Here is a 26977-nt window from a genome sequence, read left to right on the forward strand (position 1 = left end):
GCTCTGACGGGCTAGACCGAAACGAACTACCTTCATCAGTGCATCCGATTTTATTCCCATAGGAGAAGTAACCGGTGTGTCTTGCTTTCTGTGATTTCCCCCTAAACCGTAAAATTCAATGAAAAACAGTTGGTTAACAATGTTTAGGCAATTTTTTGTTAAGGGAGGACTATTGAATTATTAGTGCCCAAAAGCGATATCTTTATGCATATCTAGAGATAACTGCCCTGCAAGCGTTTGTGGTGATGCTTCGATAACGTATTGCCTCTCTGTGTTAGAAACTAGGTATAGAATTCTCTTAGTTTGGTCAGCGTATTAATACCAAAGCGTTGCGGCGCATGGGTCTCTTTAATATCTTTGCCGATGAGTTGGCCTTCGACTAAATAGGATTTTTCCATATGGGTTTGTGCCCACTCAATGATCTTGTCAATGGTGGGAGTAGCCACTGCAGCCAACTCTGCCAGCCCTCTGTATAAGCAAAGCCCCAGAGGTATATCTTCGGTAAAGTAACGATTGGAAAAATCAGGCCGCCAGCCGCCTTCGATTGGGATGAAAGGCGTTCCGAACCCTTTGTACGCAGGATTATCTCGAAAGAAACTGGTAAGGCATTGTGACGGTTCTTGATAAACGTAGTTGGCAAGGAAATCTGCAATGTGCGGCAGCTCGCCACAGGGGATGTGAGCTTGCTTTAATGCCGCAGCGATGGCCAACAGTTCTTGGTTCACACTGTCCATCAGCGCGGTGGCTTCATCTGTCATCTGTTCGTAAAACAGCGGGTTTGCTTGCAGTGGCTGGTTATCTTCATAGTCTTTGGCCAGTTGATAGAGGCGAGCGGGATGGATCACCGCATTGATGGGGTAAAGGCTGGCAGTGAGCAGGTTGCCACAGGGCTCTGATTGGCCGAAAAAGAGATTATTCAAAGTGCAGACTCTGTCGCTGGCCGATTCAGGGTGGCAAGCCACCCGATAAGCACGTTTAAGTTCTTGCACCTCTACTCGTTTGCCATATTCACTGATACGACAGTTGAACGGCATAGGCATGATGGCGAATAGCACTACCTCATCATATAGGGAGCCGAGGATTTCTCGGGCCACCCAATCAACGCCACCTTGTCCTGGTGAAACGCCAATCATCATGCCCGGTTTGAGATAAGGCTTAATCTGACTAAATAGATCACGATAGGCAAATGATGGCAGGGGAACCAAGACTATGTCACTGCCTGGTATAACTTCTGCTGCGTTAGCGCTGACTATTTGCGGACGGCCTTGGATCGCTCCGTGGATAGGATTATGTTCTGCAAATTCAGCATGAATGTAGCCTTGCTCATTCAGACCTTGGTTTAGTTGCTGAGCTTCATCAGCAAAGGGCGCCCACAGTCGGGTGGTGATTCCTTTATAGGGTAGCAATGCAGCTAAAGCGTGGGCGGCATTACCGCCACCGATGACGGTGATGACAAGGGATTGACTATTTTTTGTGTCATACGCTATTTGTTGCATGCCCGCTCTCCGATGTGTCATTGCAATGGTTTCACTCTCTACCTGAATTAGAAGATTCTGATTTATATAGGGAATTATTTATATTTCTATTATGGAAGAGATCTGTCTGCCGGATCTATGAGCGATCTATCAGTTCCGTTGGCTGACAGCTTATAAAGTGTTGAGGTATGGCTGCGGTTGCACTGTAAACAATTCGGTTCAAAGCGTGAAGTAGACCAAAAATTTGAATATGCCAACCCAAGTTGTCAGACCAGTAGCCTACCCTTAAAGTGAGTTATCTATGTTGGCTTTTTTTACACTTGGCGCTTGCATGTAAAGGGTTTCCCCATAATAAGAAAGGTGCAGGCAGCCATGAGTGAGATGTGGAGGTTCTATGAAGAAGATTGTTCTGGCTATTGTTGTTTCCATGATGAGTTTTTCTGCACTGGCTGCTGAAACGCCACGGCTAGTGCCTTGGTATGGTGCCAGAGTCCATGAGTGTCAAATCGTTTTGGGAATGAAGAATCTGCAAGAAGTTGCTTTTGCGTCGGTGGGACGCACCTACGACAACCTATTTACCAGGCTTCGGGAAGAGGCGAAGACATTGGCGAAAAAGAACGGCCTTAAGTTTGATACCGTAGCCTATCAGGAGCCTATCGCTGAAGGTCGCTATATTATTGTCGAAGAGTACAATTTGCTTAAATGTGATTAGCCGCAGTGCTAATGGGAAATAAAAAAGCCGCTGTTGCGGCTTTTTTATTGCTTCTGTGCCAGCCGCATAGCAGCTAGCACTGGTAAGTGGATCACTCACTCAGGGATAAGATCTTGGTCCGACTGATACGGTGACGATAGATCTCGCGTAGATAGCGAATGGTCTTTTTGATATTTTCCGACGAGAGACGAATATCGTTAATCGACTGGAATTTACTGTCGTCGCGGATCAGCTCTCGATACTTTTTCTCATACATAGGCTTGATTGCAAACCAGTTGGTGTCGAGGATCTTCGCCGGGCTTTCATAAACATTGACCAGTTGATCAATCTTGGATTCATCAAACTCTTCGGCCTTAATCATGTCGATGAGGGTCTTGTCCAATGTCTCTTCATAACGATATTTGTCTTTGGCAAAGCAGCGTTTGATGTAAGAGACAATCAGCGTGATGAAATCATCACTGAGGCATGGGCTTTTGGCGACCAAAGTGGTCAGTGATAGGTTGGCAGAGGTACCAATCACCAAAGCATAGCGTTTTAGTGTGGTGTTCGGGAACAGCGCATTCAGATGGCTCTTCAGTCGATTTAAATCGACATAGGAGAGCTTGAAATCTTTTGGCAACGAAACAATTGAGACAATGGATGAGCAGTTCTTGAAAAAGTGCAGATCATTGAGGGCTGATGCATCGTAGCTGTTGCTCTTATACTTTTCTAATGCAGCTCGATAGCGTTGTGACTCAATTGGCAACAAGCTGATGCCTTCAATTGCCTGTGTGTCCTTGTTGAAATGGGGCAGCTCAATGGAGCGGTAAAACAGGTCATCAACGTCGATATTATGGTGCTTATCGCCGAACGTTGATTCCTGGTGGGGTACAACGCTTTCCGCATAAGCCACCGCCACGGGGCCAGCCAGGCTCATAAACAGGTCGTTGGCGTCCAGGCGGATGGTCTCTCCAATATCGATACCGGCACGGCGGAAGTAGTTTTCGTCGTAGTCTGTGGTGACGGCTTGTGCGGTCAAGATATTAAATATCTGCTGCGAGATATATTGATTAGCGTACTTCTCCATCGAGTTAACATCGATGTCTTCAATCTTTCCGTCGTCGGTTTCCTCGGCGTAGCGCATGATATCGTTGGATATCAACATCATCGCATTCCATGGGCGAATACGTTGCATGACGCTGGCTTCGCTCTCTGCCTCATCTTCGTAGTTATAAGAAAAATCCCACTCTTCAGAAAGGTACTTACATAGCAGACGGCCGGCATTGATATGCAGGGCTTCAGATACAGATGCCTGTTGGTTGGAGATATTCGGCAGAATACAGATACCGCTGGTAAAGATAGGTTCGAAGACAAATGAACGATGGCGGTCGTCATCCAGTGTGTCATTGGGGCGGATCTCAAAGGTCTTGCGCATGTAGGCATATTGCTGTGCCAGACCAAATTCAGAGGCCATGCCTGAACCGGTACCGCCGCCGGCACTGAAAATATAGAAGTACAGTCGACTCTGGTTGGCCTTGATGCCGCAGGAGTCGATTAGATAGGAGTGGATAAACTTCCAATCCTGATTACTGAATTTCTCTGTGTCTTTGTTCAAGATGATTTTAGCGAGATATTGACCCAATATCGGTGCGTTACCAGCCCCCCCCGCATGAACCTCTGATAGATCCATGATTTTCATTTTGGTGTAGTTCTCTAGGAACTTGCCATCTTCGGTTCTTGAGGAGTAGCGGATCCGCCCAGCAATATCTTTATCCAGGTCACCGAGCATCACGATCGGCTCGATAAGGAAGATAGGTTTGAGTGTATTCTCGGCGTTTAGGTGCAGCCGCCGACGGATCCAGCGCAGCGGCCGACCATCTTTTTCTATTCTTTGCGTTTCTTGGGTTTTAAATTCATTGAGATAATAGGAGCGGGCGCGATAAACCAGAGTGGCAACTTCTAACGCAATATTTGAGCCGCAACGTCCTAGGCCAATAAGGCAAACTGATGGAAAGCTGTGATTGGCAGCTGAGTGTTCTGGCTCGGCGCCAGTGCTGGGGTAAACATCGTCACGTAAGGTATCGAGGTTCGCGAGGATCTTTTCCAGTTCCCGCTCGGTGAAGAAGTTATATTCAGAGGGCTCTGGGACTGGCACCATTTCATTCGCGGTGATGATGACGCGTTCAGCGGTCTCTGTTGTTTGCTGCGTTTCGGTAGCTGTTTGCGAATCGTCCTTGTTAACGACTTTGTTAGATCCCATTCCCCACCTCTTCAATAATGACTGACGGCATGCTGCTCCGACTTTAGCTTATTGAAGTGTAAAATTTTTTGACACCGGATTGAATTTTCAATGTTTTGTCGATATCAGTAAAAATTTGTTCGCTGCTAAAGTGGTCGCTTTAAATATAGCAGGCTGACTATTTGGTGAAGGATTATCACAAGGCTTTGCTTACACAAGGCGTTTTCTCGTCGCTATTGCCTCTGCTACAGAGGCGCCTCAGTTACTGCTGGGGCTGACCTTTACCTGGTTTCTGCCTGCATTTTTGGCGAAGTAGAGCGCTTCGTCTGCGGCATTGATGATGCTCTGTAACGCGTAACGTTGTTTGTCTAACGTGCACACCCCTAAACTGACGGTAACGCGTACCGACTGATTTTCGATCTCTAGCTTAGTGCTAGCGATCATTACGCGTAGTCGTTCGGCCACTTCCTGTGCCTGAAGCTCTTGCGTATTCGGCAGTACAACGAGGAACTCTTCGCCACCGATACGGCCAACAATATCCCCTGGCCGCAGGGAATTCGCCGTAAGGCGGGCAATTTGCTGAATGGCTAAGTCACCGACGTTGTGCCCATAGTTGTCATTGATCTGCTTAAAGTGATCGATATCGAAGATAATGATCGACAGTGGATCTTTGTTGTGGGCCGCGCGCTCAATCAGTCGTTGTGCATGTTCAAATATACGTCGACGATTGGCGATACCGGTGAGGAAGTCTGTCTCTGCACGGTGTTGCAATACCTTCCGCGAGCGCGCCAGAAAGATGATGATTGCGGCTAACGCCACCATAAAGAGCACGAAGATGGCGATAGTCAGATAAGCAATTTTTCGTTGGTCTTTTTCATTGAGTAACGCCAATTCATTAATTTCCACCTGCTTTAAAAGCAGCTGGTTTTCAAATTGGGTTAGCTTTTCATTATGGGTGAGGGCGGCTTTCAAAATGGCATTGTTGACGAAGTCTCGCTTCGCTTTGGTCTGTTTATCTGCAAGCTGCAGCATTGCCTCTAAGGTTACTTGTGGCACGTTCTGTTGCGCCGCGATAATTGCTTGGCAAAGTAAGCGTGAATCATTGAGTTCGTTGGCTGAAGATTGTAACAAGGTTAAACATTGTTCGGCGTAGCGATAGGCTTGTTGCCAGGCTTGATTGCGGAGATGAGCTTCGGCGAGCAAGGCATATGTGTGCTTTACAAAGAATTTTTCTGCGGTGTTTGCTTGCCTGTCTAGCGCTTTTGCCAAGTAGCCGGTAGCCAGTTCAAGCTCATGTTTGGCCAAAGCGCTGCGGCCGGCATTGTAATAGGCGAAAAACTCGAAATCGGGGTGTTCGGGCGCGGACTTGGCTAGCTCAAACATCTCACCGACATGCTGCTTCGCCTGTTGCCATTTAGCTTGCTCAATGGCTGCACCGACCATACCGTGGAGCATGCTCACCATGTCCACTTTGTCATCCACTGACTGCCACTGTTGGTAGGCTTTGCTGAAATGTTCGTAAGCCTGAGAATTGAGCCCATTATTTTTATAAATCAGTGCGGTGGCGTTATAGATCATTGCAACGCGCGCAGAGGATAAGTTGGAGCGCTGTGCGATCGACAGTGCCTCCTGTAATAGCTTCAATCCTTTGTCGAATTGCTGATCATCGTTGTTGCAGAAAGCAAGTTGAGTCAGTGCTTTCACCAGCAGTTCATCGTTATCTAATGCTCTGGCGAACTGTTCTGCGATCACTCTATCGGGGCAATATTTTTCGCGATCGTTAGTCTGTACGTAGCGGATATAGGAACGCTCCAACAAGCTATGTACGAGGTCGATTGATGCGCCTAGCGGCATCAGAATACCGATACTACGATCATAGTTTTGTTTAGCTATATCTAATTGACTGGTCTCAATTTGGTGATCCGCGTTTAACCGATAGAAGCGCGCTTGCTCAGTCACAGACCAGAGCGTTAAATCAGAGCGGTAGCGTGCGAGGATCTTTAAGGCTTGCTGGTGGTCGTCATTGTCTATTTCGGACAGTTGTTTCTCTAAAACCGGAAAAGAAGTCTGCGCAAACGCCAAGGACGGTAGTAAGAAGTAGACCGTAATAAGAAGGCGGGCGATTAAGTAATATCGGCTCGATTTCTGCAACGTACTACCTTACTGCTAATGGCTTAGAGGGGATCTTTCGGCTGCAGCTTAACAACTATTCAACCCCATCGCAGCGACTATCTTTATAAAAAACGATGATCTTAGGATGCCGGTGTTGCTCTTCTGTCTCGAGTTTTCCGCCGTTCACCTGTGGTCAACGCATCGAACAGTGCTTGCTTAACACCGTATATATCGCGTCTGTCATTGTGTCGATTACGTCGGTCTGAATGGTGCTTGTAACGGCATTGGCAAGTTGGCTGATCGCAGCCGGGCAGAGGAATGTGTGGTGCTTCGTGCGACAAATAGCGTTGATGTTGAAGTTTTTCTACGTGGCGGCAGCAAATGAGTCCCTGCTCTATGGATACGGCATGGTAGCGCTGATCGATAAGCTGACCGTTACTATTTTGACCTTGACGATACCGCCAAAGCAAATAGGCAATACCTGCCAAGACTAGAAGCAAAAATCCCGTTGCCATCGTTTTATTATCCCTTTGCTCGCTTTGCGAGATCCCTTTTTAAGTCACATGAATAAACTAGCGGCATTTTAATCAAAGAGATAGCGGCTGAAGGTGATCTTTGTCACATCTCACTAGCTGGTCTGACAAGTTAGTTTTTGCTGTATAACGATTTCATATTTGAGGAAATGGTGAGCATGTGTGTCATAGTCGCAATGGCTCGGCCTGTCGCGGTAGGTCTGTATCTGACATAAAAAAAGCCGCTATTGCGGCTTTTTTTATGTCAGAAAAAACTATTACGCCGGTCGTTTCAGACCCTTATTAACATCTTTTAGATCTTGTTCTGTTAAGTTACCGGCGGCAAATTTCAGGCTCAGTACGCTGAGGACATAGGCGTAACGGGCACTGGAAAGCTGCGCTTTGGCATCATAAAGGTTTCTAGTGGCATCAAGTACATCGACAATGGTACGTGTGCCAACTTCAAAGCCTGCTTCCGTTGCTTGCAGGGCACTAACCCGCGAGACGACGGTTTGTTCGAATGCGCGGATCGCACTGATGGAAGCGATAACGTCGTTATAGCTGCTGATGGTGACGCGATTGACTTCACGATAGGTTTCATTCATCTGCTCGCTAGTGGCAACATAAGCATACTGCGCTTGCTGTTCGCGAGAGGTGATGGCACCGCCGGTATAGATAGGCACTGATACCTGCAGCCCTATGGTTTGGTCATCATAGCTGTCAGGGCCGTTGTTTAAGTTGCTATCAATATTCGAGGTGTCATATTGAGCAAACAGCGACAGCGTGGGCATATGACCTGCCGCTGCCAAGTCGATGTTTTGCTTAGCAATATCGGTAGCTACGCGAGCAGAGGCCAGTGATAAGCTTTTGTCTTTCGCGATTGTTTGCCAGTTCTGCGCTGATTCAGGCTGCGGTTTCGCAGGTGAAAACAGGTCGGTATTGAGGATGTCGAGGTCTCGATGGCTGAGGCCGGTTAATACCCGAAGCCCTTCGTAACTGTTTTCCAACACGTTGACTTGGACAATTTCATCGGCAGCAGAACGGTCATATTCTGCTTGTGCTTCATGGACGTCGGTAATGGCAGTCAAACCTACGGCAAAGCGCTGTTTGGTTTGCTCTAATTGACGCTCAATGGCACGTTTTTCTGCTCTGATGAATTCAACATCGTCCATTGCCTGTAGTACTTCAAAATAGGCATCTGCCACGCGGAGTATTTGGCGCTGTAGTTCGAGGTTGTAATTAACATCGGCTTGGTGGGCTGACTTCTCTGCTAAATCCAGGCTGATCCAACTTTCCTGACGATAGATCTCTTGGGTCAGTCCGACGCTCGCGCTGGTGCCGTCACCTTCACGAAAGTTACGGTTACTGCTGGTATCGGTGTACTGACCAGTCACTGATATTTGCGGTAATAAGGTCGCTCGCGCTTCCTTTATCGCTTCAAATGCTTGCTGTCGCTGGGCGGCGGCTCGGAGAATGACAGGATCGGCTTCTAATGATTTTTCATAGATTTGCCAGATGTCATCGGCGAAAGCAGAACTGGTTAAAGAACCTAGCACCAGTGTGACTGCAAGGGAAAGGGGCTTCTTGACCATTGTTATCTATCTTCCTTTAAGTCTCTTTAACTTGACTTTATGACTTGGCTTTTGAGCAACATCGGCTGCTTTTTTTTCAGCAGTATACCCTTGAGAACTCACCAATTCTTTGCCTGAAGTGTAACAGAAATTTTTTTGGGTGTGCTTGTTTGCTTGTAGTCATGTTAGGCGGCGCAGATAATGAGTTTCGTCAGAATAATCTTTGCTTTGAGGAATATCCGTTGAGTTCATCACAAAGCCTACCCGATCGTTTTACTGATAAAGATGTCGAACTGCTTGCGAAACAGACGCTTTATGCTGGCTTTTTTTCTATGGTGAAGTATCGCTTGCGCCATAAATTGTTCGCGGGTGGCTGGAGCGAGGAGATGGATCGCGAAGTGTTTGAACGTGGTCATGCCGTCGTGGTGCTGCCCTATGATCCGGAGAGCGATAGTGTGGTGATCCAGGAGCAATTTCGGGTGGGCGCCTGCGCGACAACCAGTCACCCTTGGCTATACGAGCTGGTGGCAGGCATTATTGAGCCGGGCGAATCTGCAGAGGAGGTTGCCCATCGCGAGGCCGCCGAAGAAGCGGGATTAACGCTGGGACGGGTGGAGCACCTGTTTAGTTATCTGGTTAGCCCAGGAGGCACAACCGAGCGGATTGAGCTGTACGTCGGCGAGGTTGATAGTCGCGGTATCGGCGGTCTGCATGGTTTAGCAAATGAGCACGAAGATATCCGAGTTCAGGTGTTACCTCGATCGCAGGTGCTAGCGATGTTGGCTGATGGGCAGGTAGAAAATGCCGCGACGATTATCGCTTTACAGTGGCTGCAGTTACATGGTGATGCGCTTAAGTCGCGTTGGGAAGTGGATTAGCTGATGTCTCGCAGCGGCCGCTATCAACCTGATGTGTCAGCGTTTTTACGTTGCTGTGAGCATAACTATGCCAGTTTACGTTTTTTGCTGGTGAGGCTGGATAGCGCCGGTGATACCCTATTTTGGGCGTTGGACACGCACACACAAGTGTCGATGCAGCTGGTTGAAGAAACTAAGTACACCAGCACCATCTTACTGGAACAACATCGCGCAGGTGCAGCTGCTTTTTTGTTGCCACAAATGACGGTGAGGCTGTACCACGATGCCCGCGTGGCAGAAGTGTTAACTAGTCAGCAGATTTCCAGGCTCAAGCCAAGGTATGATTATCCTAATAGAAAAATGCATCATAAAGATGAAAAAATTCAGGTTAATCAGTTTCTTGCTGAGTGGCTGCAGCACAGCAAAAAGTTTGGCTATGGCACCGCTCCGCTGATACAGGTAGACCCCGTTTCCGGAAAATAGTGGCTAATTTAAGTGGAAATCCTCAAAGTCGAAGCAGTGCTACCTGAAGGAAGGGTATGCCCACAACTGCTTCAAATTACAGATACCCACCTCTTCGGTAGTCCTGAAAAGTCGCTACTAGGGGTCAATACACGGGATAGCTTTCATGCTGTGCTGGATCTGATCGAACAGCAACCGGCTGAGATCGACGCATTTCTGGCGACTGGCGACATCTCCCAGGATGATTCTATTAGCTCTTATTCCGCCTTCGCCCATGGTATTGCCCGATTCGCCGCGCCTTGCTACTGGATCCCCGGGAATCATGATGATCCGCGGATCATGGCGACAGAGCTAGATAACCCAACACTGCACGCCGCAAAGCAGATTGTTTACCCTAAATGGCAGGTTTTGCTACTGGATAGCCAGGTGAAAAAGCATACCTATGGCTTTTTATCTGAATCGCAATTGTTGTTTGTTGAAAAAGCGGTTGCTGAGTATCCGGATCGCCACTGTTTAGTGTTGCTGCATCATAATCCTATCCCGGTTGGATGCCGCTGGTTGGATCAGCATCAACTGAAGAACGGTAGTCAATTCCTCGATTTATTGAGCCGGTTACCTCAGGTTAAAGGGGTTGTCTGGGGGCACGTGCACCAGACCCTTGATCGGATGCACAATGGGATCCGTCTGTTATCAACGCCATCCACTTGTATCCAGTTTAAGCCGAATTGTGACCAGTTTACTTTGGACACGGTCGCTCCCGGTTATCGTCGTTTGACGCTGCTGGATGATGGTGAGATTGATACGGAAGTGTTGCGCCTGAAGGACAACCCGTTTGCGCCTAACTTGGCAAGTAAAGGCTACTGATGCAGCGATTGATTTATCTGCATGGTTTTAACAGCTCATCTCAGTCAGCAAAAGCCAAAATACTCGCCGATTACATTCTGCAATCGGCGTTAAACATTGAACTGCTTACGCCGCAATTGGCTAATACGCCTCAGGCCGCGTGGGGACAAATTCAACAACTTGTCCTCAGTACACCCAACCTTATCGGTTGTGTGGGTAGCTCATTAGGTGGCTTTTTTGCCACCTGTGTAACAGAGCAATTTAATCTGCCCAGCGTACTCGTTAATCCGGCAGTAGCCCCTGCCAAATTGCTGCGTCAGGCGTTGGGGCCGCAGCATAATCCTTATACTGGCGAGTCTTACCAGCTAACCTTGGCGCATATGGATGAATTATTGAATATGACGCCCACGATCAGTGCGCCTGCTCGCTATAAAGTACTCTTAACCACGGGAGATGAGGTGTTAGATTATCGTGATGCTTTAGCCTTGTATCATGGTGCTGAGTTTTCAATTGAGGATGGTGGCGATCATCTTTTCACCATGTTTGCTGATTATCTTCCCGAAGTTTTTCGTTTTTTCCAGCAATCCCAAACGGTGTGAGTGGTGAGGATTGACAAGATATGGCACCCTCGCCACCATGTTTTCGTGATGCGCATGGTGATAGTCGCCAATGCGTTTAGCCAGTAAGTAATAGCAACCATAGAGCCCTATTGATGAGTGACCAGCAATATACAGCCGATGCGATTGAAGTTCTGAGTGGCTTAGAGCCAGTTCAGCGGCGTCCTGGTATGTATACCGACACTACGCGCCCTAACCACCTTGGACAAGAGGTGATCGACAACAGTGTCGATGAAGCGCTGGCAGGCTTTGCGAGCAATGTGCAAGTGATCTTGCATGCCGATCAGTCGCTAGAGGTGATTGATGATGGTCGCGGAATGCCCGTCGATATTCACCCAGAAGAGGGGGTCAGCGGGGTTGAACTGATCCTCTGCCGGTTACATGCTGGGGGTAAGTTTTCCAACGATAGCTATCAGTTTAGTGGCGGTTTGCACGGGGTTGGTATCTCTGTGGTCAACGCGCTGTCTACCCGTGTAGAGGTGGCTATTCGTCGCGATGGCGAAGTACATGAAATAGCCTTTGAGAACGGCGATAAGGTATCGGAATTAGCCGTTACTGGAACCGTTGGCAAGCGCAATACAGGTACCCGTGTCCATTTCTGGCCTGATCCTAAGTATTTCGACAGTTTCAAATTCTCGCTCACCAAGCTGAAACATATTCTCAAGGCGAAAGCGGTACTTTGCCCTGGATTACGCATCAAGCTGAACGACAAAGTGAATGGCGAGAATCACGAGTGGTTCTATGAAGATGGATTGCGTGACTATTTACGTGAACACGTCAAAGCGTTTCCATCCTTGCCTGAAGACCCGTTTACAGGCGTGTTTCGCTCTGAGCACGAAGAGGTTGATTGGGCCGTCACTTGGTTACCTGATGGTGGCGAGCAGATCGGCGAAAGCTATGTCAATTTGATCCCAACAGCGCAGGGCGGTACCCATGTAAACGGCTTGCGGAATGGCTTGCTGGAATCGATGCGTGAGTTTTGCGAATTTCGCAATTTGTTGCCACGCGGGGTTAAGCTGACGCCTGATGATATCTGGGATCGCTGTAGTTATATTCTGTCGGTTAAGATGCAGGATCCACAGTTCGCCGGGCAAACCAAAGAGCGCCTATCGTCGCGCCAGTGTGCGGCTTTTGTCTCCGGTGTCGTCAAAGATTCATTTAGCCTCTGGTTAAACGAACATACCGACATTGCTGAGCTGTTAGCGGATGTTTGTATTAGCAGCGCTCAGCGTCGTATGCGCGCGGCCAAGAAAGTGGTGCGGAAAAAAGTCACCAGTGGCCCACAATTGCCAGGCAAGTTGACCGATTGTGCCTCGGATGATCCCGCGCTGAGCGAGATCTTTTTGGTGGAAGGAGACTCGGCGGGTGGATCGGCGAAGCAGGCTAGGGATCGCGAGATCCAGGCGGTGATGCCGTTGCGCGGTAAAATTCTCAATACTTGGGAAGTTGACAGCGGGCAGATCCTAGCGTCACAGGAAGTGCATGATATCTCTGTGGCGATCGGTATGGATCCAGACTCTGAAGACACATCAGGATTGCGTTACGGCAAGATCTGCATTCTGGCGGATGCGGATTCTGATGGGTTGCACATTGCGACTTTATTGTGTGCGCTGTTTTTACGCCACTACAGCCATTTGGTGCAGGAGGGACATATCTATGTGGCGATGCCTCCGCTGTATCGTGTGGATGTCGGCAAAGAGGTGTTTTATGCCCTCGATGAGCCAGAGAAACAGGGGATCTTGGATCGCATAGAAGCGGAGAAAAAGCGCGGCAAAGTTCAGGTGACGCGCTTTAAAGGTTTGGGTGAGATGAATCCGTTGCAGTTGCGTGAAACGACCATGGACCCCAATACTCGCCGTTTAGTGCAATTGACCATTGATGACGCTGAGCAGACCATGTTGATTATGGATATGTTGTTGGCAAAGAAGCGCTCCGCCGACCGCAAAGTGTGGCTTGAACAAAAAGGCGATCGCGTCGAGTTATAGGGCGCCTCTTTATTGATTGGAATACGGTGGAAACGGAATTTTCACTGTTTACGGCTATTAATTGTACAGGTTTGACTATACTGAGATTATTGGCCGTTCGCTGGGATCAAGGAGTGTCCCTTTGCAACAGAAAAAAATTGATAGAGAGTCGTTGGGTTCTCGATTGGGTTGTGATTGTGAGCTAAGGGCGCTACTGAATAGTTTGCCCGGTGCCATATGCTGCCGCCGAATGGATCCCAGCATGTCTTTGTCGTTTGCTTCTTCCGCGATGCATCAACTTACTGGCTATCGTGCTGACGAAGTTGTGAACGGTGCCGTGCGCAGTTTCGAATCCTTGTTGCACCCGCAAGAAAACTTATCCCGATTGCGCGCTTTGGCGTTGCAGCAGCTTCATCAAACAGAATCCTTTACCTTGCAGTACAGACTTGTTCATCGTGATGGCAGTGTGCTGTGGATCTGGGAGTCAGGTCGTATTGCCGGCCATGTTGATGGCCAGTATTGTCTCACCGAATCTATCTTGGTCGATATGACCGATTTGCATCAACAGCAAAAAACCTTGGAAGACACGCTGACGCGGCAAACCCGGGATCTGGCAGCCGTGAAGCAGTTGCTGGTAGAAGCGGAAGATCGTGCGCGTCACGATGAAGTCAAATTAGCGCAGTCACAGAAAAGACTGTATCGCCAAGGGTTGGTGATCAATCAGTTAACTGCCGGGGTGATGTCATTGTCAGCCGTCGAGCTGGTGGTGAGCCACGTTTGTGAACAAATAAACGGTGTTTTGGGTGCATCCCATTGCGGTGTCTGGTCATTTGAGCAGGGGCACCAATTGTTAAAGTTGATTGTGCACCCAGACGAGAACACCAGCGTCGCCAAACATAAGCTGATCTCCCATCAACTGCATCGCCGTCAGTTCAATCATCTATTTACTGCGATTGAAGCGGGTGTTGCGTTTGCTGCCCATGATGCTGAGAAAGATTCTCGCACCAACGAATTCAGCAAACTATTTTCATCGTTACAACTTCGTTCGATGATCGTGGTGCCGTTACATCTGCACCAGAAAAGCTATGGCATGTTGGTGGTTGAGCAGTGTGATATCAGTCGCCATTGGTACCCTGACGAACTTAACTTTGTGCTGGCAGCCAGCTTGGTGATGCTTACCCGTATCATCGAGCTTGAGGCGGACTCTATTCGCACTCGTCTGCACGGCTTGGCCTATTTTGATGCGTTGACTCAGTTAGAAAATCGACAGCTATTCAATGAGCAACTTAAAGATGCACTGGCGAAATATCATCGTGATGGCCAAGGTTCCGGCTTGCTGTTTCTCGACCTGAATGAGTTTAAGCAGGTCAATGATCGCTTAGGTCATAGTGCCGGTGACCAACTACTGCAGCAGGTCGCGAGCCGACTGAAGCGCTGTTTGCGGAAGACCGACCATATTGCCCGGATCGGTGGTGATGAATTTATTGTGTTGTTGCATAACGTTAAGATGCCGAACTTGGTTGCTCAGGTAGCTGAAAAGCTGTTGCATCAGGTGATCCAGCCCTATGTGATTGACGGCGAGCGTGTCGAGATTGGTGTCAGTATTGGTATCGCTTTAGCGCCAGCTGATTCGGTGGAGGCTGAAGAGCTGATGAAGTTGGCCGATCAGGCGATGTATCGGGTGAAAGCATCAGGTGTGAGTAGTTATCAGTTTGCTAATACCCAGGTTGCGGTGGATGCTCGCAGCGAATATGCGTTGATCTCCGAGTTGCGCAGTGCGGTAGAGCAGGAGCAGATGGAGCTGGTATATATGCCGCAGATCGCACTGGAGGATGGTGCCATATCTGGTGCCGAGGCTTTATTGCGTTGGCGTCATCCGCGCTTAGGTTTATTAGCTCCCGCGATGTTTATTGAACTGGCAGAGCGTAATCAGCTGCTAAAACCGATAGGTGAATGGGTGTGTCAGCAGGTCGTTAAGGATGCGCATGCACTGAATGCACAAGGCAAAGATACCGTACTCTCCTTTAATTTATCGGCCTCACAGATGGACGACGCCGGTTTGGTTGATCGCTTACGTTTGTTGATTGAAGAGAGTGAACTTCCTGCCGGTAGCCTGCGGATTGAACTGAAAGAGGATACGCTGCTACATCATGTGGCGGAGATTGAGAATTTACTTCATCGTCTTCATCAGCTGGGGGTCGGGCTCACCATCGACAATTTTGGTGCTGGCGCATGTGCTGTTGAGACCCTCACCCGGTTGCCTATCGATCTATTGAAGATTGATCAGCGCTTGTTACGCGACACCGAGAATGATCCTGCGAAACGTAGTTTGGCTTCCACCATGATTGCTGTTGCTCAGATCATGGGGAAAGAGGTGGTGGCAGAAGGCATTGAAACTCAGGGACAAGCAGACTTCTTAACGGGTCGTCACTGCCACCATGCACAAGGTTTCTATTACTATCGTCCGATGGTTTTTGAAACGTTTACTAGGATCTTGCATTAATTCATCGCGAATTATTTGATGTTTAGAGCTGAACTCATTTCATATCTCACGTAAATTAACCTCATTATGTTAAAGACATTGATGGATCACTGTTTGACTATATTCACTTTCATTGGACGATTGTCCTGCCTCCTGCTGTTGTGTTCATCGTTTGCCCAAGCGATGTCCAGTGAGGAATGGCAGCGTTATGAAGATCTGGTTTATCAGTCCCCCCCCGACGCGGTGAGGGAGCTGGCGACTGCGTTAAATGAGCGTCAACATGACGCCGAGTCGTTTGCTTTTCTCAGTGCATTATTGACCGATGCATATAGTGGCATTAGAAACTGGGATGAAGCAGAACGCGTGGCGCGTTTGGCGCTGACGCGATTGCCTGACACACCGTCGGAAGCGCGGGCTCATCTGTTAACCGGATTGGCATACACGCTGTTATCTCGTAGTCAGTACGCGGAAGCGAGAGAGCTTTACGGCAGTGCGATAACCTATGCCGAGATGGCAAGCAACGCCGATATTGGTGCCGAAGCGCATATGGGAATGGCAAACTTGCTTTCTACCCTGGAGCAAAACGAAGGTGCGTTAGAACATATTCGAATTGCCCACGATTTTGCGCGTGAAAGTGGTGATAGCCGGCTATTGGCAGCTGTCACAAACGAGATGGCCACCATCTACAGTTATATGGCGCGTCACCAGACCGCGATTAAGTACTATCTGCAGGCTTATGAACTGTCGGCAACCCATGGCGATCCGGTAGAGATGGCTGTCAGCTTGTATAACCTGGCGAGTGCTTATCAGGCCGACGAACAATACCAAAATGCGATCGCCAATTTTGAGCTCTCTTTCGAAGCGGCGCAAACGGTAGGGCTGAAAGAGGATATGGCTTACGCCCAGATGGGGCTGGCAAATGGTTGGTTGGCGTTAAAGCGATATAGCAAAGCGGAGCGCGCTTTTCTCAAAGCGGAGCGAATGTTGAGTGACACCGGTGATCCTGCGTTCGAAGTTCAACTCTATATGACAGGTACAGAGATAAGCTTGGGTCTGGCTAAAGTGGAACAGGCTGACGTGCGGATCCAGCACGTGTTGACTGTGCTGAACAAGCATAATGATCTGGAACAGACTTGGATGAGCCAGCAATCCCAGCGGTTGAATGCCAATGTGTTAGCGGCTCGCGGTTCATATACAGAAGCCTATTTAAAGCTCAATCAATATGTTGAACAGCTACGGGAGTTCTACCATACAGAGCAGCGGCGCAGAGAAGCGCTGTTAAGAGTGGCATTCGATGTTGATCGGCAAGCGTTGGAAAATGTATTGCTGGAACAGGAAACAGAGCTACGTCAATTGGCACTGGAGCAGAGTCAGGCATCAGAGCGGCGTTGGTTTATCTGGAGTGCAGTATTTCTAGTAATGAGCCTGGCGCTGGCGGTTTCCCTGTATTGGCAATGGCTTGCCCACACCAAATTGAAACGGATCACCAATACTGATCCGCTCACACAGCTTTTCAATCGTCGTTATATGCTCAATACCCTTGGTAAATGGCTAAAGCCAAAGGGGATGCGCTTACCGAGTGTGTTTAGTTTGGTAGAGTTTGAATTACAAGGGTTTGGGGTGCTAACTGATCGCTATGGGCATCAGTTGGCCGATGACCTGTTAGTTCAGATAGCTGCGGCAGAGAAGCAGGTGTTGCGGGGCAACGACCTGTTTGGTCGAATTGGTGGTGAACGCTTTTTAATTTTACTGCCTGATACCGATGATGTCAGAGCCTGGCGCGCATGTGAACGTATGCGTGAAGCGATTGTTCATGTGTTTTCCAGTCGTATCGAAGATCTGGATTTTCTCTCATGCCGTTTTGGTGTCGCGACCTTCACCGGCGATGATAGTTCGGTTGAGCAGCTATTGCTTCGGGCTCATGAATCTATGCTTCGTGACCTACCTAAGAAATCTGATCTTGCACTGGATGAGGCCGGTGAATTGGCCGCGGATCTGCCCTGAGGTGCCCCTCTCTGTGTGAGCCAAATCGCTTAAACATCGTTTAAAACGCGCGCCAGCGCGATCCAAATCAATCTCTGCTAAGTTAGCTTTTACACAGCTAATTTAGCGGAGGATAATCCGTTTTTTAGCGGCGCTATAGCGCATCAGTAGTATCAGGGCGCGGTCTGTTGTGAAGTGGGCGTTAAGTTTTAGATTTGGTTTAGGATGGAAGATTGGCGGGTTACTGGGGTGTTTGATCCTGGTGCTTTTTGCTACCTACGCCTATCTGAACCACCGTAGTCTGAACAACTACTTTACCGTTGAACGTCAAAGCCAAAGTCAGTTACGCAGTGCACAGCTCGAAGGCATGCTTGCAAATATGCTTGAGCAACTGCAGGTGCTTAGTCAAAACCGTCTCAGTCAAGTTGGCCTCAATGAACTTGAAAACGACCGCCTCACTGAAACCAGCTACCAAAACATGTCCACTTTTTGGAGCGACTTGCGCAACAATTTAGGCTATTCCGTTGATAGTCTTATGTTATTTGATAGTCGAGCTAGATATCTAGATAGTTGGGGCTATCAAACCCTGCCGCTGGACAAACTCTCCAGCGAGATGCTCTATTCCCCCGTTGCTCGCAATTATATTCACTGCAGTGACCGCTGCTATTTAGTGGCTGTGGTGCCTTATCGCTTCTCTTCTGGGCTGGCTGTTGTTCAGCGCTACAGTCTGGTGTACGTCATTAAGCTCAACCAGTTGATGCCGGTGATGGAGAAGAAGTTAGGTTCGACGCTGTTTACCGTGCGCGCCAATGGCGAAAAACTTGAGCTGCTGGAATCAACATTCCGTGAGCGGCAACCGTTGAAGCAGCTATTGTCGGACTGGCAAGTGAGCGAACTGGAGAACAAACCAGTGATAGTGGAGATGGATAAACGTGCCCTTGAGATGCGTTTATCTGCCTTGCCATTGGCGGTTGTGGACAATGATGCGCTGTTTATTGGTTCTCTTGTCGACATCGATGGGGTGGTGAAAGCGGTAGGTAAAGCGCAAGCCATCAACTTGGTATTTGGTTTTGTCGCACTGTTTGTTCTGCTTATTTCACTGCTGCTGGTTTTACGCGGCCCACTGCTGCGTGTGCGTAAAGTGATCGCTATTTTGCCGCAGCTTGCGCAATCGCGTTACCGCGATGTGCATAATGAAATCTCCTCTTTGCCGAAGACCCACTTCGCTGATGAAACCGATGATCTGGCGAATGCTGCATCTCAGTTGACCGATCAGCTCGAAAGCATGGAGAAAGAGCTGACCCATCGAGCGGAAGAGTTGGAGTGGTTGGCGAGTCATGACTCACTGACGCGATTGATCAATCGTCGCCAATTTGAAATTCTGCTGGGGCAACGCTTATTACGAGATGAACGTGGCTGCCTGTTCTTTATCGACTTAGATAACTTCAAATATATTAATGATTACAGTGGTCACAATGTGGGTGACCGCATGCTCAGGGCTGTTTCTGGGGCACTGGAACAGGTGCTGTCACCGAATGTTCTATGTGCTCGCTTTGGTGGTGATGAGTTTGCTTTCTATCTGCCGGGTGTTTGTAGCGAGTTGGCCGAAATGGTCGCCGCGAGAGTCGTGCGTGTTGTTTCACAGCTGCGTATCGGTGGTAAAGAACAGTTGCATTCCGCTTCTGCCAGTCTGGGTATTGTGGCTTATCCAGAGCAGGGGCGTTCGCTGGATGAACTGTTAGCCCATGCCGATTTGGCCATGTACCAAGCCAAGCAGCAGGGCAAGAACTGCTATTCCTTGTATCAGCGGGAAACGATTAAAGAGGATAGCCGCCAACGTGGTTATTGGCTGGAGCAAGCGCGACGGGCTATTGACCAAGAAAGGCTGACCTTGGTGTTCCAGCCTATTCAGGGGTTTGCCAACGGCCAAAATAGCCATTACGAAGTGTTGTTGCGCTTTAAAGACGACAGCAATCGACTGGTCTCCGCTTATCCGCTGATCGTGGCCGCCGAAGACGGGGGCTATATCTCCCGCATCGACCTGTTTGTTATCGAAAATGCGGTACAAACCCTACTGGGTTTGCCATCATCACAGAAAGAGATCAGCCTATCGATCAACCTGTCTGGGCGTTCGTTTGCCGATCCACGGGTGATGCGTCAGATCGAAAAGATCTTAGAGGAATCAAGGGTTGATTGTCGCCGTTTGATCTTCGAGATCACTGAAACAGCCGCATTGAACAATTTGCCTCTGGCTTGCGAGGCGATAGATCGCTTGAAGTCGCTGGGTTGTCGTTTTGCGCTGGATGATTTCGGTGTCGGCTTCTCCTCTTTCCACACCCTAAAAGAGCTGCCGGTGGACTACATCAAAATTGATGGTTCATTTGTGCGAGAGCTGCTAAATAAGCCCTCTGATCGGGTATTTATTAAAGCCTTGGTTGAGATCGCTGGCCACTTTGGCTATCAAACCATCGCCGAATATGTCGAAAATGCCGCGCTGTATGAAGTACTTAAGGAGTTGGGTATCGATTACGCACAGGGCTATTATGTCGGTAAACCTGCGCCGATGTTGCATACGGTGCAACCTATTTTGGTTGAGACGAGTAGCGCCTGATAGCTATCTACATTTCCTGCCACCGATAATTGTTCATTGTGATGTGATAAAGCCCCTGTGTTGGCCTCTTTGCTATTCAAGCGCGCGCTAATTTCTGGCATGGTATAGCAGCCCAATTAACCCTAGAAAAAGTGCCTTGTCAGATGAGCGATCCCGTCGCATTCAGCCTTGATGGTGTAGAGCAGGTGCCTCTACGTCAGTTTACCGAAGAAGCCTATCTTAACTACTCCATGTACGTGATCATGGACCGAGCCCTGCCGCATATCGGCGATGGCCTAAAGCCGGTACAGCGCCGTATTATCTATGCCATGAGCGAGCTAGGGCTATCCGCCGCGTCTAAGCATAAGAAGTCTGCGCGTACCGTTGGTGATGTGTTAGGTAAATATCATCCTCACGGAGACAGCGCTTGCTACGAAGCCATGGTGCTGATGGCTCAACCCTTTAGCTATCGTTATCCACTGGTTGATGGTCAGGGGAACTGGGGTGCGCCCGATGATCCGAAGTCGTTTGCGGCGATGCGTTATACCGAGGCTCGGTTAGCCAAATTCTCTGAGATCCTGCTGTCAGAACTGGGGCAGGGAACCTCTGATTGGACGCCGAATTTCGACGGCACCATGAAAGAGCCGAAAGTGTTACCGGCACAACTGCCCCATGTATTGCTCAATGGCGTGACAGGCATTGCCGTGGGGATGGCGACCGATATTCCGCCACATAATGTCCGTGAAGTGGTCGATGCATGTGTCCATTTGCTGGATAACAGTAAGGCTGATCTGGATGCCTTGATGGCGTTTGTGAAAGGTCCTGACTTCCCTACAGAAGCGGAAATTATTACGCCGCAGAGTGAGCTGAAGAAGATCTATCAAACGGGGCGCGGTAGTTTGAAAATGCGCGCCGTGTATCAGATGGAATCTGGTGATGTGGTGATCCATGCATTGCCCCATCAGGTGTCTGGCGGCAAGATCCTTGAACAGATCGCGGCACAGATGCAGGCCAAGAAGTTACCGATGGTCAGTGATCTGCGCGATGAATCAGACCATGAAAACCCGACCCGTTTAGTGATCTCGCCACGTTCAAATCGTGTCGATGTTGAACAGTTGATGCAGCACCTGTTTGCCACCACCGATCTGGAACGAAACTACCGCGTTAACCTGAATATGCTTGGTCTGGATGGCAGACCACAGGTGAAGTCGCTCGATGTCATCTTGAACGAATGGCTGGTCTACCGCCGAGAAACCGTGCGTCGTCGTCTGCAGTTCCGTTTGGATAAGGTGTTAGCGCGCCTGCACATCCTCGAAGGTTTACTCACTGCTTTCCTCAACATTGATGAAGTGATTGAGATTATTCGTACCGAAGAGCAACCGAAAGTGGAATTGATGGCACGGTTTGGCTTGAGTGATATACAAGCCGAAGCGGTACTCAACCTGAAGTTGCGTGATTTAGCCAAGCTCGAAGAGATGAAGATCACTGGCGAGCAAGCTGAGCTGGAAAAAGAGCGACAGCAACTAGAGCTTACCCTTGGTTCAGATCGCCGGATGAAGACGCTGATTAAAAAAGAGCTACTGGAAGTTGCCGAAAAGCATGGCGATGACCGCCGTAGTCCGCTGGTTGAGCGTCATGAAGCCAAGGCGTTATCGGAAAAAGACTTGGTGCCAAGCGAAGCTGTCACCGTGGTCGTTTCCGAGAAGGGCTGGGCACGCTGTGCCAAAGGGCATGATATTGATGCCGAGAACTTAAGCTACAAATCGGGTGACGGCTTTAAAGCGGCTGCGATCGGTCGTAGCAATCAACCCGTGGTGTTCCTGGACAGTTCAGGCAAAGCCTTTGCTACCGATGCTCACACCTTGCCATCGGCCCGAAGTCAGGGCGAGCCATTGTCTGGTCGCTTTAGTATTGTTGCCGGTGAAACCATTGAGCATGTGTTGATGTCCAGTGGGGGGCAGCGCTATCTGATGGCTTCCGATGCGGGTTACGGCTTTATTGGTAGTTTCGACAGCATGGTGGCGCGCAATAAAAATGGTAAAGCCCTGCTGAACCTGCCTACCGGCTCTAAGGTGTTGGCGCCAAAAGCGATCACCGATATTGCTGCCCAACTCTGTTTGGCCATATCCAATGAAGGCCGCATGCTGGTGTTCCCGTTGTCGCAACTGCCAGAATTGAACAAAGGTAAGGGCAACAAAGTGATCAGCATTCCATCTGCGCGTGCTGCAAGCCGGGAAGAGGTGGTGACGATACTTGAGGTGGTGCCAGAAAATGCCGATGTGACCTTGTGGGCAGGTAAGCGCAAGCTGACGCTGAAACCGGCCGATATCGAGCATTACCGTGGCGAGCGAGGTCGCCGTGGCAACAAGTTACCACGAGGCCTGCAACGGGTGGAAAGAGTAGAGTGGCAGGCGGCGGATACGACCGGCTCGAGTGACACTGAAAATGGCGCAGAGGATCCGGTTAACCCGCCAACTGGTATTGCTGGCGAAAGTGATAACCTGTTTTAGTGCCTAGGGTCTGTTGGCCTTTCGTGTATGAATTTTGTTCGAATGAAACACGTTCTGAGCGACGGTCACCCCTGATCGATAACCAGATATAAAGCGGCTACGGCCGCTTTTTTGTTTTCGTCGCCTCTATTTTCCCCTACTCGTCTCTATTCGCCTCTATTTGTTGTTATTCGTTGGCGAAGTCAGGGTTGCTTTGGCGATAGCCCTGCATCAACAACTGCCAGTCATCTTCCTGCCAATGCCACTTTTGTACGCGGTTCGCCTCTTTACGACAGGAACGTAACAATCGCATCAGATTGTCATTTTGCCACTGGTGTGCAGGGGAGCGTTGCTCACCACGGTCAAAGTCGATAAGGAAGAAACGCCCCTGGTTGTCCTGCAAAACGTTATGGATGTTAAGGTCTGCATGATAAATGCCGGCGGCATGAAACTGACCAATTATTTCGCCTACCTGTTGCCACTGCTTGGCGGACAGGGCCTGCTGTTGCAGTTGCTGAAACAGATCTGAGGCATTGGCGATCCGTTCAATGATGAGATCGGCGCGATAAAACAGGCCGCGACGGCAGATGTGGCCAGCGATCGGCAGCGGAACCGGCAGGCCAAGTTGGTGCATCTGCTGGAGCAGTTGAAACTCTCGCCAAACGCGAGTGTTTTTCAAGCCGCTATAGAAGTATTGGTCATCACTGATATGGGCGATCATGCCACCGCGATGGTAGTGTCTGAGCACCCAGCAGTGGCTTTGAAAGTTGATAAAATAGGTCACGCCGCGGCCATGACTTTCACCGCTGATGGCATCGAGTGAGCGCCAATGATTAGCTGAAAACCACTCCCGAGAAGGTGGTGGGTTTAATGGAGAGTGCCAAAATACCAGATGGTGGCCATCTTGCTGGTGCTGCATCTAATTCGCCTTCAGCGCGGGGTAAGATCAAATTAAAGTCTATTTTATGTGGCTGCGCAGTTAGTTACCATGATTGGATAGGCTTTATCATCGGCCAAATATGCGCTTGATGGAGAAAAGCTCGATAGATTAGTCGTTTTTCGATGAGATCAGAGCTGTCGAGCGTGCCCGGTACACGTATACTGGCCCTCTTAAGGGAAGAAAAGCGAGGAATCATGCTGGCTGTTATTCGGGTAGTGCTACTGCTCATCTATTTATTGATTTTTACAGTGCCTTGCGTGCTGTTTTGCCTGTTACGACCATTTCATCCAAATCTCATGCATTTGGTCGGTCGGCCTTTTAGCTGGATGCTTTTTATTCTCGGATTGCGATTAGAAGCGAATGTACCTGACTCGGTTAAATCGACCGGCAGCGCGGTCTACGTAGCGAATCATCAAACGGCCATCGATATTTTGGCGATCGCCGGTGTGTTACGCCCCCGTACCGTGTCCGTTGGCAAGCAAAGCTTGGCTTATATTCCTGTATTCGGCCTGCTATTTTGGATCACCGGCAACATCTTGATTAATCGTAGTGACGGCAAAAGTGCTGCCGGCACGATCCGCCAGGTGGTTAAGCGCATCACTGAGAAACAGATGAGCGTGTGGATGTTCCCTGAAGGCACTCGCAGCAAAGGCAGAGGACTGCTGCCGTTTAAAAGTGGCGCATTTCGGGTGGCGATGAAAGCTAAGGTGCCAGTGGTTCCCGTGGCGGTCTCGTCGATGGATGGTATTGGTTTAAATAAGTGGTCTAATGGCGTTATTCGCGTTGAATTTCTTGAGCCTATTGATACCACAGACAAAGATATACGCAGCTTGATGGCTGACACCCACAGCTTGATGTCGGCAGAGCTGGACAAACTCAATGGCGCAACCGAACAGTCTGACGCATTAGCATGAAGGAACCTGACATGACAGAGTTAGAGCAAGAGATCGCTGAACAGCTAGAGATAAACCGAGAAACGGTAGAAGCGCTGCTTGAAGATGGCAGCCAGCCAGATGCGGAATACACTTTCGAGCATCACTTCGCCAGCGATGATTTCGACCAGTTGGAAAAACTGGTGTTGGATGCTTTCAAGCAGGGCTTTGAAGTGACCGATGCGGAAGAGCTGGAGATGGAAGACGGTGAGCTTCTACTTTGTTGTGACGTGATCGCTAAAGGTCCATTGAATATCGAGAAAATCGACAAACAAACCAATGAGATGTTCGCGTTCGCCGAAAAGCATGACGTGCATTATGACGGTTGGGGTACCTACTTCATCGAATAGATTGGTTACCTTCCCTCCTTCCAAATAGAAATTCTTTGTGAACTGAGCAACGAAGTTAGCAGCCCTTTTGGCTGTTAACCTTTTGCTTGTGCTAACTTTTCAGCTAATGACTTAATTATCGATCCCTGATGATCGAGGACTTAGCTATGAGCTGGATTAACAACCTTAATTTTCGTGGTAAACAGCTGTTTCTATCGTCGCTGTTTGTACTTGTTTTAGTGATTGTCTTTTCTGTGGCGTACAGCGCGATAACTGCGCTGGCGGCAGATTCCGATGAGATAAGTAAGCGCTTGATGCCCCGTCTTGAGCTGTTGCTACAGGCCGACCGGGATCTGCACCAAGCACAGCTGGCTGAGCGCTCGTTAGTGTTTGTTCCGGTGGATGATCCAAGTTACGCCGAGTTCAAAAAACAGCATCAAGAAAACATCAAGCAGAGTGGCGATCGAATGGCGAAGTTTAATGAACTCAGCCTAGATACCGAATCAAAGCAGCTATTTGATAACTACCTTCGCCTACGCCAGATATGGCTCAAAAGTACGCAGCAAGTTTTAGCTGTGGCTGATGACGACTGGGAACAGGCCAAAACGCTCAGTTTGGGGGAGGCAGAGCAACAGTTCCAAGCCATGCGCAATGTTGTTGACGCCTTGACTGAGTTAGTCGAAAAGCACGCCAATGAGAAAGTAATCAGTTCCGATGAGAATGCCGAATCCGCCATTAGCCAGCTATTGTTTTGGGGTATCGCCGGGGCCATTGTTTGTATCATCTTGGCACTTTGGGTGGGATCTGTCGCAGGTAAGTCTCTTATTCATATTCGTGATCGGATGGCTGAAATTGCAGATGGTGAAGGGGATTTGAGCCAACGTCTCAATGTATCCGGTAAAGATGAAGTGGCTGAGCTTGCCAGTACCTTTAATCGCTTTGTTGGCAACCAATCAGATTTAATTAAGCAGATCCAGAGCCTGGTTGCAGGATTGAATGATGAACTGGAACAGGTGGGCAGCTTAGCTGGCCGTGCTCGTCAGGCTGCCAATGAGCAGCAAGGCGAGAATGATCAGGTTGCTACCGCCGTCACCGAAATGGCGGCCTCGGTGCAAGAAGTTGCACGCAATGCCAATGATGCGGCCGAGGCGACCCATCAGGCCGATTCGGATGTTGTGAATGGTCGCGCCGTGGTCGATCAAACCATTGGCGGTATTGAAGAGTTAGCCAACAATATTGAGCAATCAGCAGAAGTTATCCAACGGGTTGAAAATGGCAGCCGTGATATTGGTACCGTGATGGATGTGATCAGTGGTATCGCCGAGCAGACCAACTTGTTGGCGCTTAACGCGGCAATTGAAGCGGCGCGAGCAGGTGAGCAGGGTCGCGGCTTTGCCGTGGTGGCCGACGAGGTAAGAACGCTGGCCCAGCGCACGCAGGATTCGACTAACGAGATCCGCGAGATCATCGAACGCTTGCAGTCACTCTCCCACGAAGCCGTTCAGGCCATGGGTGAGAGCCAAGGGCGTGCTACGGATCTGGTGCAACACGCTGGACAAACCGGCCAAGTACTGGAACAGATCACTGCTGCAGTACAAGAGATTGCAGGCATGAACACCCAAATAGCCACCGCCGCGGAGCAACAGTCCAGCACTGCGGACCAGATCAGCGAAAACGTTGTGCGGATCAAGCACATGGCCGAAGAGACCGATGCTATCGCTCAGGACGTATCTAACTCCAGCGAACGGGTTCAGGCGCAGAGTGGTGACATCGCTGGTTTGGTGAATCGCTTTAAAGTGTAAGCCGAATACTGTGCCTATGTTCACGACTAATAGCCCGCTCGATGAGCGGGATTTTTTTGTGATAAGCAGGCTAAAACGGGTTCAATC

19 protein-coding genes are annotated in these 26977 nt (G+C 49.3%); 13 read left to right on the forward strand and 6 right to left on the reverse strand.

Annotated features, from left to right (window positions below):
- Window positions 1–281: 281 nt before the first annotated feature.
- Window positions 282–1496, reverse strand: coding sequence for an NAD/NADP octopine/nopaline dehydrogenase family protein (locus tag DU002_RS04555; RefSeq protein WP_158537959.1), 1215 nt, complete (start codon window positions 1494–1496; stop codon window positions 282–284).
- A 373-nt stretch (window positions 1497–1869) separates the two neighbouring features.
- Here DU002_RS04555 and DU002_RS04560 point away from each other — a divergent pair, with 373 nt between their 5' ends.
- Complete coding sequence (locus DU002_RS04560; RefSeq protein ID WP_114337176.1) at window positions 1870–2187, forward strand: hypothetical protein; 318 nt, start codon at window positions 1870–1872, stop codon at window positions 2185–2187.
- 91 nt (window positions 2188–2278) lie between these two features.
- Here DU002_RS04560 and DU002_RS04565 read toward each other — a convergent pair whose 3' ends face one another.
- The 4 genes from DU002_RS04565 to tolC form a co-directional block, all read right to left on the reverse strand.
- Window positions 2279–4426: a hypothetical protein gene (locus tag DU002_RS04565; protein WP_114337177.1), complete on the reverse strand. Its 2148-nt coding sequence runs from the start codon at window positions 4424–4426 to the stop codon at window positions 2279–2281.
- Window positions 4427–4663: 237 nt separating this feature from the next.
- The gene (locus DU002_RS04570) at window positions 4664–6556 is read right to left on the reverse strand and encodes a GGDEF domain-containing protein (protein WP_114337178.1); all 1893 of its coding nucleotides are present in this window, start codon (window positions 6554–6556) and stop codon (window positions 4664–4666) included.
- A 101-nt stretch (window positions 6557–6657) separates the two neighbouring features.
- A complete protein-coding gene (locus DU002_RS19260; RefSeq protein ID WP_131414253.1) occupies window positions 6658–7032 on the reverse strand; it encodes a hypothetical protein in 375 nt (124 codons plus the stop codon).
- 275 nt (window positions 7033–7307) lie between these two features.
- Window positions 7308–8621 carry an outer membrane channel protein TolC gene (gene tolC, locus DU002_RS04580; protein ID WP_114337180.1) on the reverse strand — a complete coding sequence of 438 codons (1314 nt, stop codon included), beginning with the start codon at window positions 8619–8621 and terminating at the stop codon, window positions 7308–7310.
- A 221-nt stretch (window positions 8622–8842) separates the two neighbouring features.
- Between tolC and nudF the strand changes: the two genes are divergently transcribed.
- From nudF to parC, 9 genes are all read left to right on the forward strand, one after another.
- A complete protein-coding gene (gene nudF, locus DU002_RS04585; RefSeq protein WP_233496417.1) occupies window positions 8843–9478 on the forward strand; it encodes an ADP-ribose diphosphatase in 636 nt (211 codons plus the stop codon).
- A gap of 3 nt (window positions 9479–9481) precedes the next feature.
- Window positions 9482–9940: a DUF1249 domain-containing protein gene (locus DU002_RS04590; RefSeq protein WP_114337182.1), complete on the forward strand. Its 459-nt coding sequence runs from the start codon at window positions 9482–9484 to the stop codon at window positions 9938–9940.
- Window positions 9941–9952: 12 nt separating this feature from the next.
- On the forward strand, window positions 9953–10783 hold the full coding sequence (gene cpdA, locus DU002_RS04595; protein ID WP_233496418.1) for a 3',5'-cyclic-AMP phosphodiesterase: 831 nt from the start codon (window positions 9953–9955) through the stop codon (window positions 10781–10783).
- Window positions 10783–11361 carry a YqiA/YcfP family alpha/beta fold hydrolase gene (locus DU002_RS04600; RefSeq protein ID WP_199405162.1) on the forward strand — a complete coding sequence of 193 codons (579 nt, stop codon included), beginning with the start codon at window positions 10783–10785 and terminating at the stop codon, window positions 11359–11361. Before cpdA ends, DU002_RS04600 begins: the two co-directional genes overlap by 1 nt.
- Window positions 11362–11474: 113 nt before the next feature.
- Window positions 11475–13364, forward strand: a complete 1890-nt coding sequence (gene parE / locus DU002_RS04605) for a DNA topoisomerase IV subunit B (protein ID WP_114337184.1) — start codon at window positions 11475–11477, stop codon at window positions 13362–13364.
- A 121-nt stretch (window positions 13365–13485) separates the two neighbouring features.
- Window positions 13486–15846 carry a bifunctional diguanylate cyclase/phosphodiesterase gene (locus DU002_RS04610; RefSeq protein WP_158537960.1) on the forward strand — a complete coding sequence of 787 codons (2361 nt, stop codon included), beginning with the start codon at window positions 13486–13488 and terminating at the stop codon, window positions 15844–15846.
- A 93-nt stretch (window positions 15847–15939) separates the two neighbouring features.
- Window positions 15940–17829 carry a tetratricopeptide repeat-containing diguanylate cyclase gene (locus tag DU002_RS04615; RefSeq protein ID WP_158537961.1) on the forward strand — a complete coding sequence of 630 codons (1890 nt, stop codon included), beginning with the start codon at window positions 15940–15942 and terminating at the stop codon, window positions 17827–17829.
- A gap of 169 nt (window positions 17830–17998) precedes the next feature.
- The gene (locus DU002_RS04620) at window positions 17999–20419 is read left to right on the forward strand and encodes a putative bifunctional diguanylate cyclase/phosphodiesterase (RefSeq protein ID WP_114337187.1); all 2421 of its coding nucleotides are present in this window, start codon (window positions 17999–18001) and stop codon (window positions 20417–20419) included.
- Between the two features lie 143 nt (window positions 20420–20562).
- A complete protein-coding gene (gene parC / locus DU002_RS04625) occupies window positions 20563–22908 on the forward strand; it encodes a DNA topoisomerase IV subunit A (RefSeq protein ID WP_114337188.1) in 2346 nt (781 codons plus the stop codon).
- 166 nt (window positions 22909–23074) lie between these two features.
- Here the strand turns inward: parC and DU002_RS04630 are convergent, their stop codons facing one another.
- On the reverse strand, window positions 23075–23806 hold the full coding sequence (locus DU002_RS04630; RefSeq protein WP_114337189.1) for a 3-deoxy-D-manno-octulosonic acid kinase: 732 nt from the start codon (window positions 23804–23806) through the stop codon (window positions 23075–23077).
- Window positions 23807–24021: 215 nt separating this feature from the next.
- On the opposite strand from DU002_RS04630, the gene DU002_RS04635 reads away from it, so the two are divergent.
- The 3 genes from DU002_RS04635 (at window position 24022) to DU002_RS04645 (ending at window position 26890) form a co-directional block, all read left to right on the forward strand.
- The gene (locus tag DU002_RS04635) at window positions 24022–24741 is read left to right on the forward strand and encodes a 1-acylglycerol-3-phosphate O-acyltransferase (RefSeq protein ID WP_158537962.1); all 720 of its coding nucleotides are present in this window, start codon (window positions 24022–24024) and stop codon (window positions 24739–24741) included.
- Window positions 24742–24752: 11 nt separating this feature from the next.
- Window positions 24753–25109: a ribonuclease E inhibitor RraB gene (gene rraB, locus DU002_RS04640; RefSeq protein WP_114337191.1), complete on the forward strand. Its 357-nt coding sequence runs from the start codon at window positions 24753–24755 to the stop codon at window positions 25107–25109.
- Window positions 25110–25255: 146 nt separating this feature from the next.
- Complete coding sequence (locus DU002_RS04645) at window positions 25256–26890, forward strand: methyl-accepting chemotaxis protein (protein WP_158537963.1); 1635 nt, start codon at window positions 25256–25258, stop codon at window positions 26888–26890.
- Window positions 26891–26977: the final 87 nt, after the last annotated feature.

The organism is Corallincola holothuriorum (genome assembly GCF_003336225.1).
GTDB classification, from domain to species: Bacteria; Pseudomonadota; Gammaproteobacteria; order Enterobacterales; family Neiellaceae; genus Corallincola; species Corallincola holothuriorum.

Bases quoted from the DNA above. Each gene is read 5' to 3' on its own strand.
- DU002_RS04555 (WP_158537959.1), bottom strand. From the start codon at position 1,496: ATGCAACAAATAGCGTATGACACAAAAAATAGTCAATCCCTTGTCATC.
- DU002_RS04560 (WP_114337176.1), top strand. From the start codon at position 1,870: ATGAAGAAGATTGTTCTGGCTATTGTTGTTTCCATGATGAGTTTTTCT.
- DU002_RS04565 (WP_114337177.1), bottom strand. From the start codon at position 4,426: ATGGGATCTAACAAAGTCGTTAACAAGGACGATTCGCAAACAGCTACC.
- DU002_RS19260 (WP_131414253.1), bottom strand. From the start codon at position 7,032: ATGGCAACGGGATTTTTGCTTCTAGTCTTGGCAGGTATTGCCTATTTG.
- tolC (WP_114337180.1), bottom strand. From the start codon at position 8,621: ATGGTCAAGAAGCCCCTTTCCCTTGCAGTCACACTGGTGCTAGGTTCT.
- DU002_RS04590 (WP_114337182.1), top strand. From the start codon at position 9,482: ATGTCTCGCAGCGGCCGCTATCAACCTGATGTGTCAGCGTTTTTACGT.
- DU002_RS04600 (WP_199405162.1), top strand. From the start codon at position 10,783: ATGCAGCGATTGATTTATCTGCATGGTTTTAACAGCTCATCTCAGTCA.
- parE (WP_114337184.1), top strand. From the start codon at position 11,475: ATGAGTGACCAGCAATATACAGCCGATGCGATTGAAGTTCTGAGTGGC.
- parC (WP_114337188.1), top strand. From the start codon at position 20,563: ATGAGCGATCCCGTCGCATTCAGCCTTGATGGTGTAGAGCAGGTGCCT.
- DU002_RS04630 (WP_114337189.1), bottom strand. From the start codon at position 23,806: ATGCAGCACCAGCAAGATGGCCACCATCTGGTATTTTGGCACTCTCCA.
- DU002_RS04635 (WP_158537962.1), top strand. From the start codon at position 24,022: ATGCTGGCTGTTATTCGGGTAGTGCTACTGCTCATCTATTTATTGATT.
- rraB (WP_114337191.1), top strand. From the start codon at position 24,753: ATGACAGAGTTAGAGCAAGAGATCGCTGAACAGCTAGAGATAAACCGA.
- DU002_RS04645 (WP_158537963.1), top strand. From the start codon at position 25,256: ATGAGCTGGATTAACAACCTTAATTTTCGTGGTAAACAGCTGTTTCTA.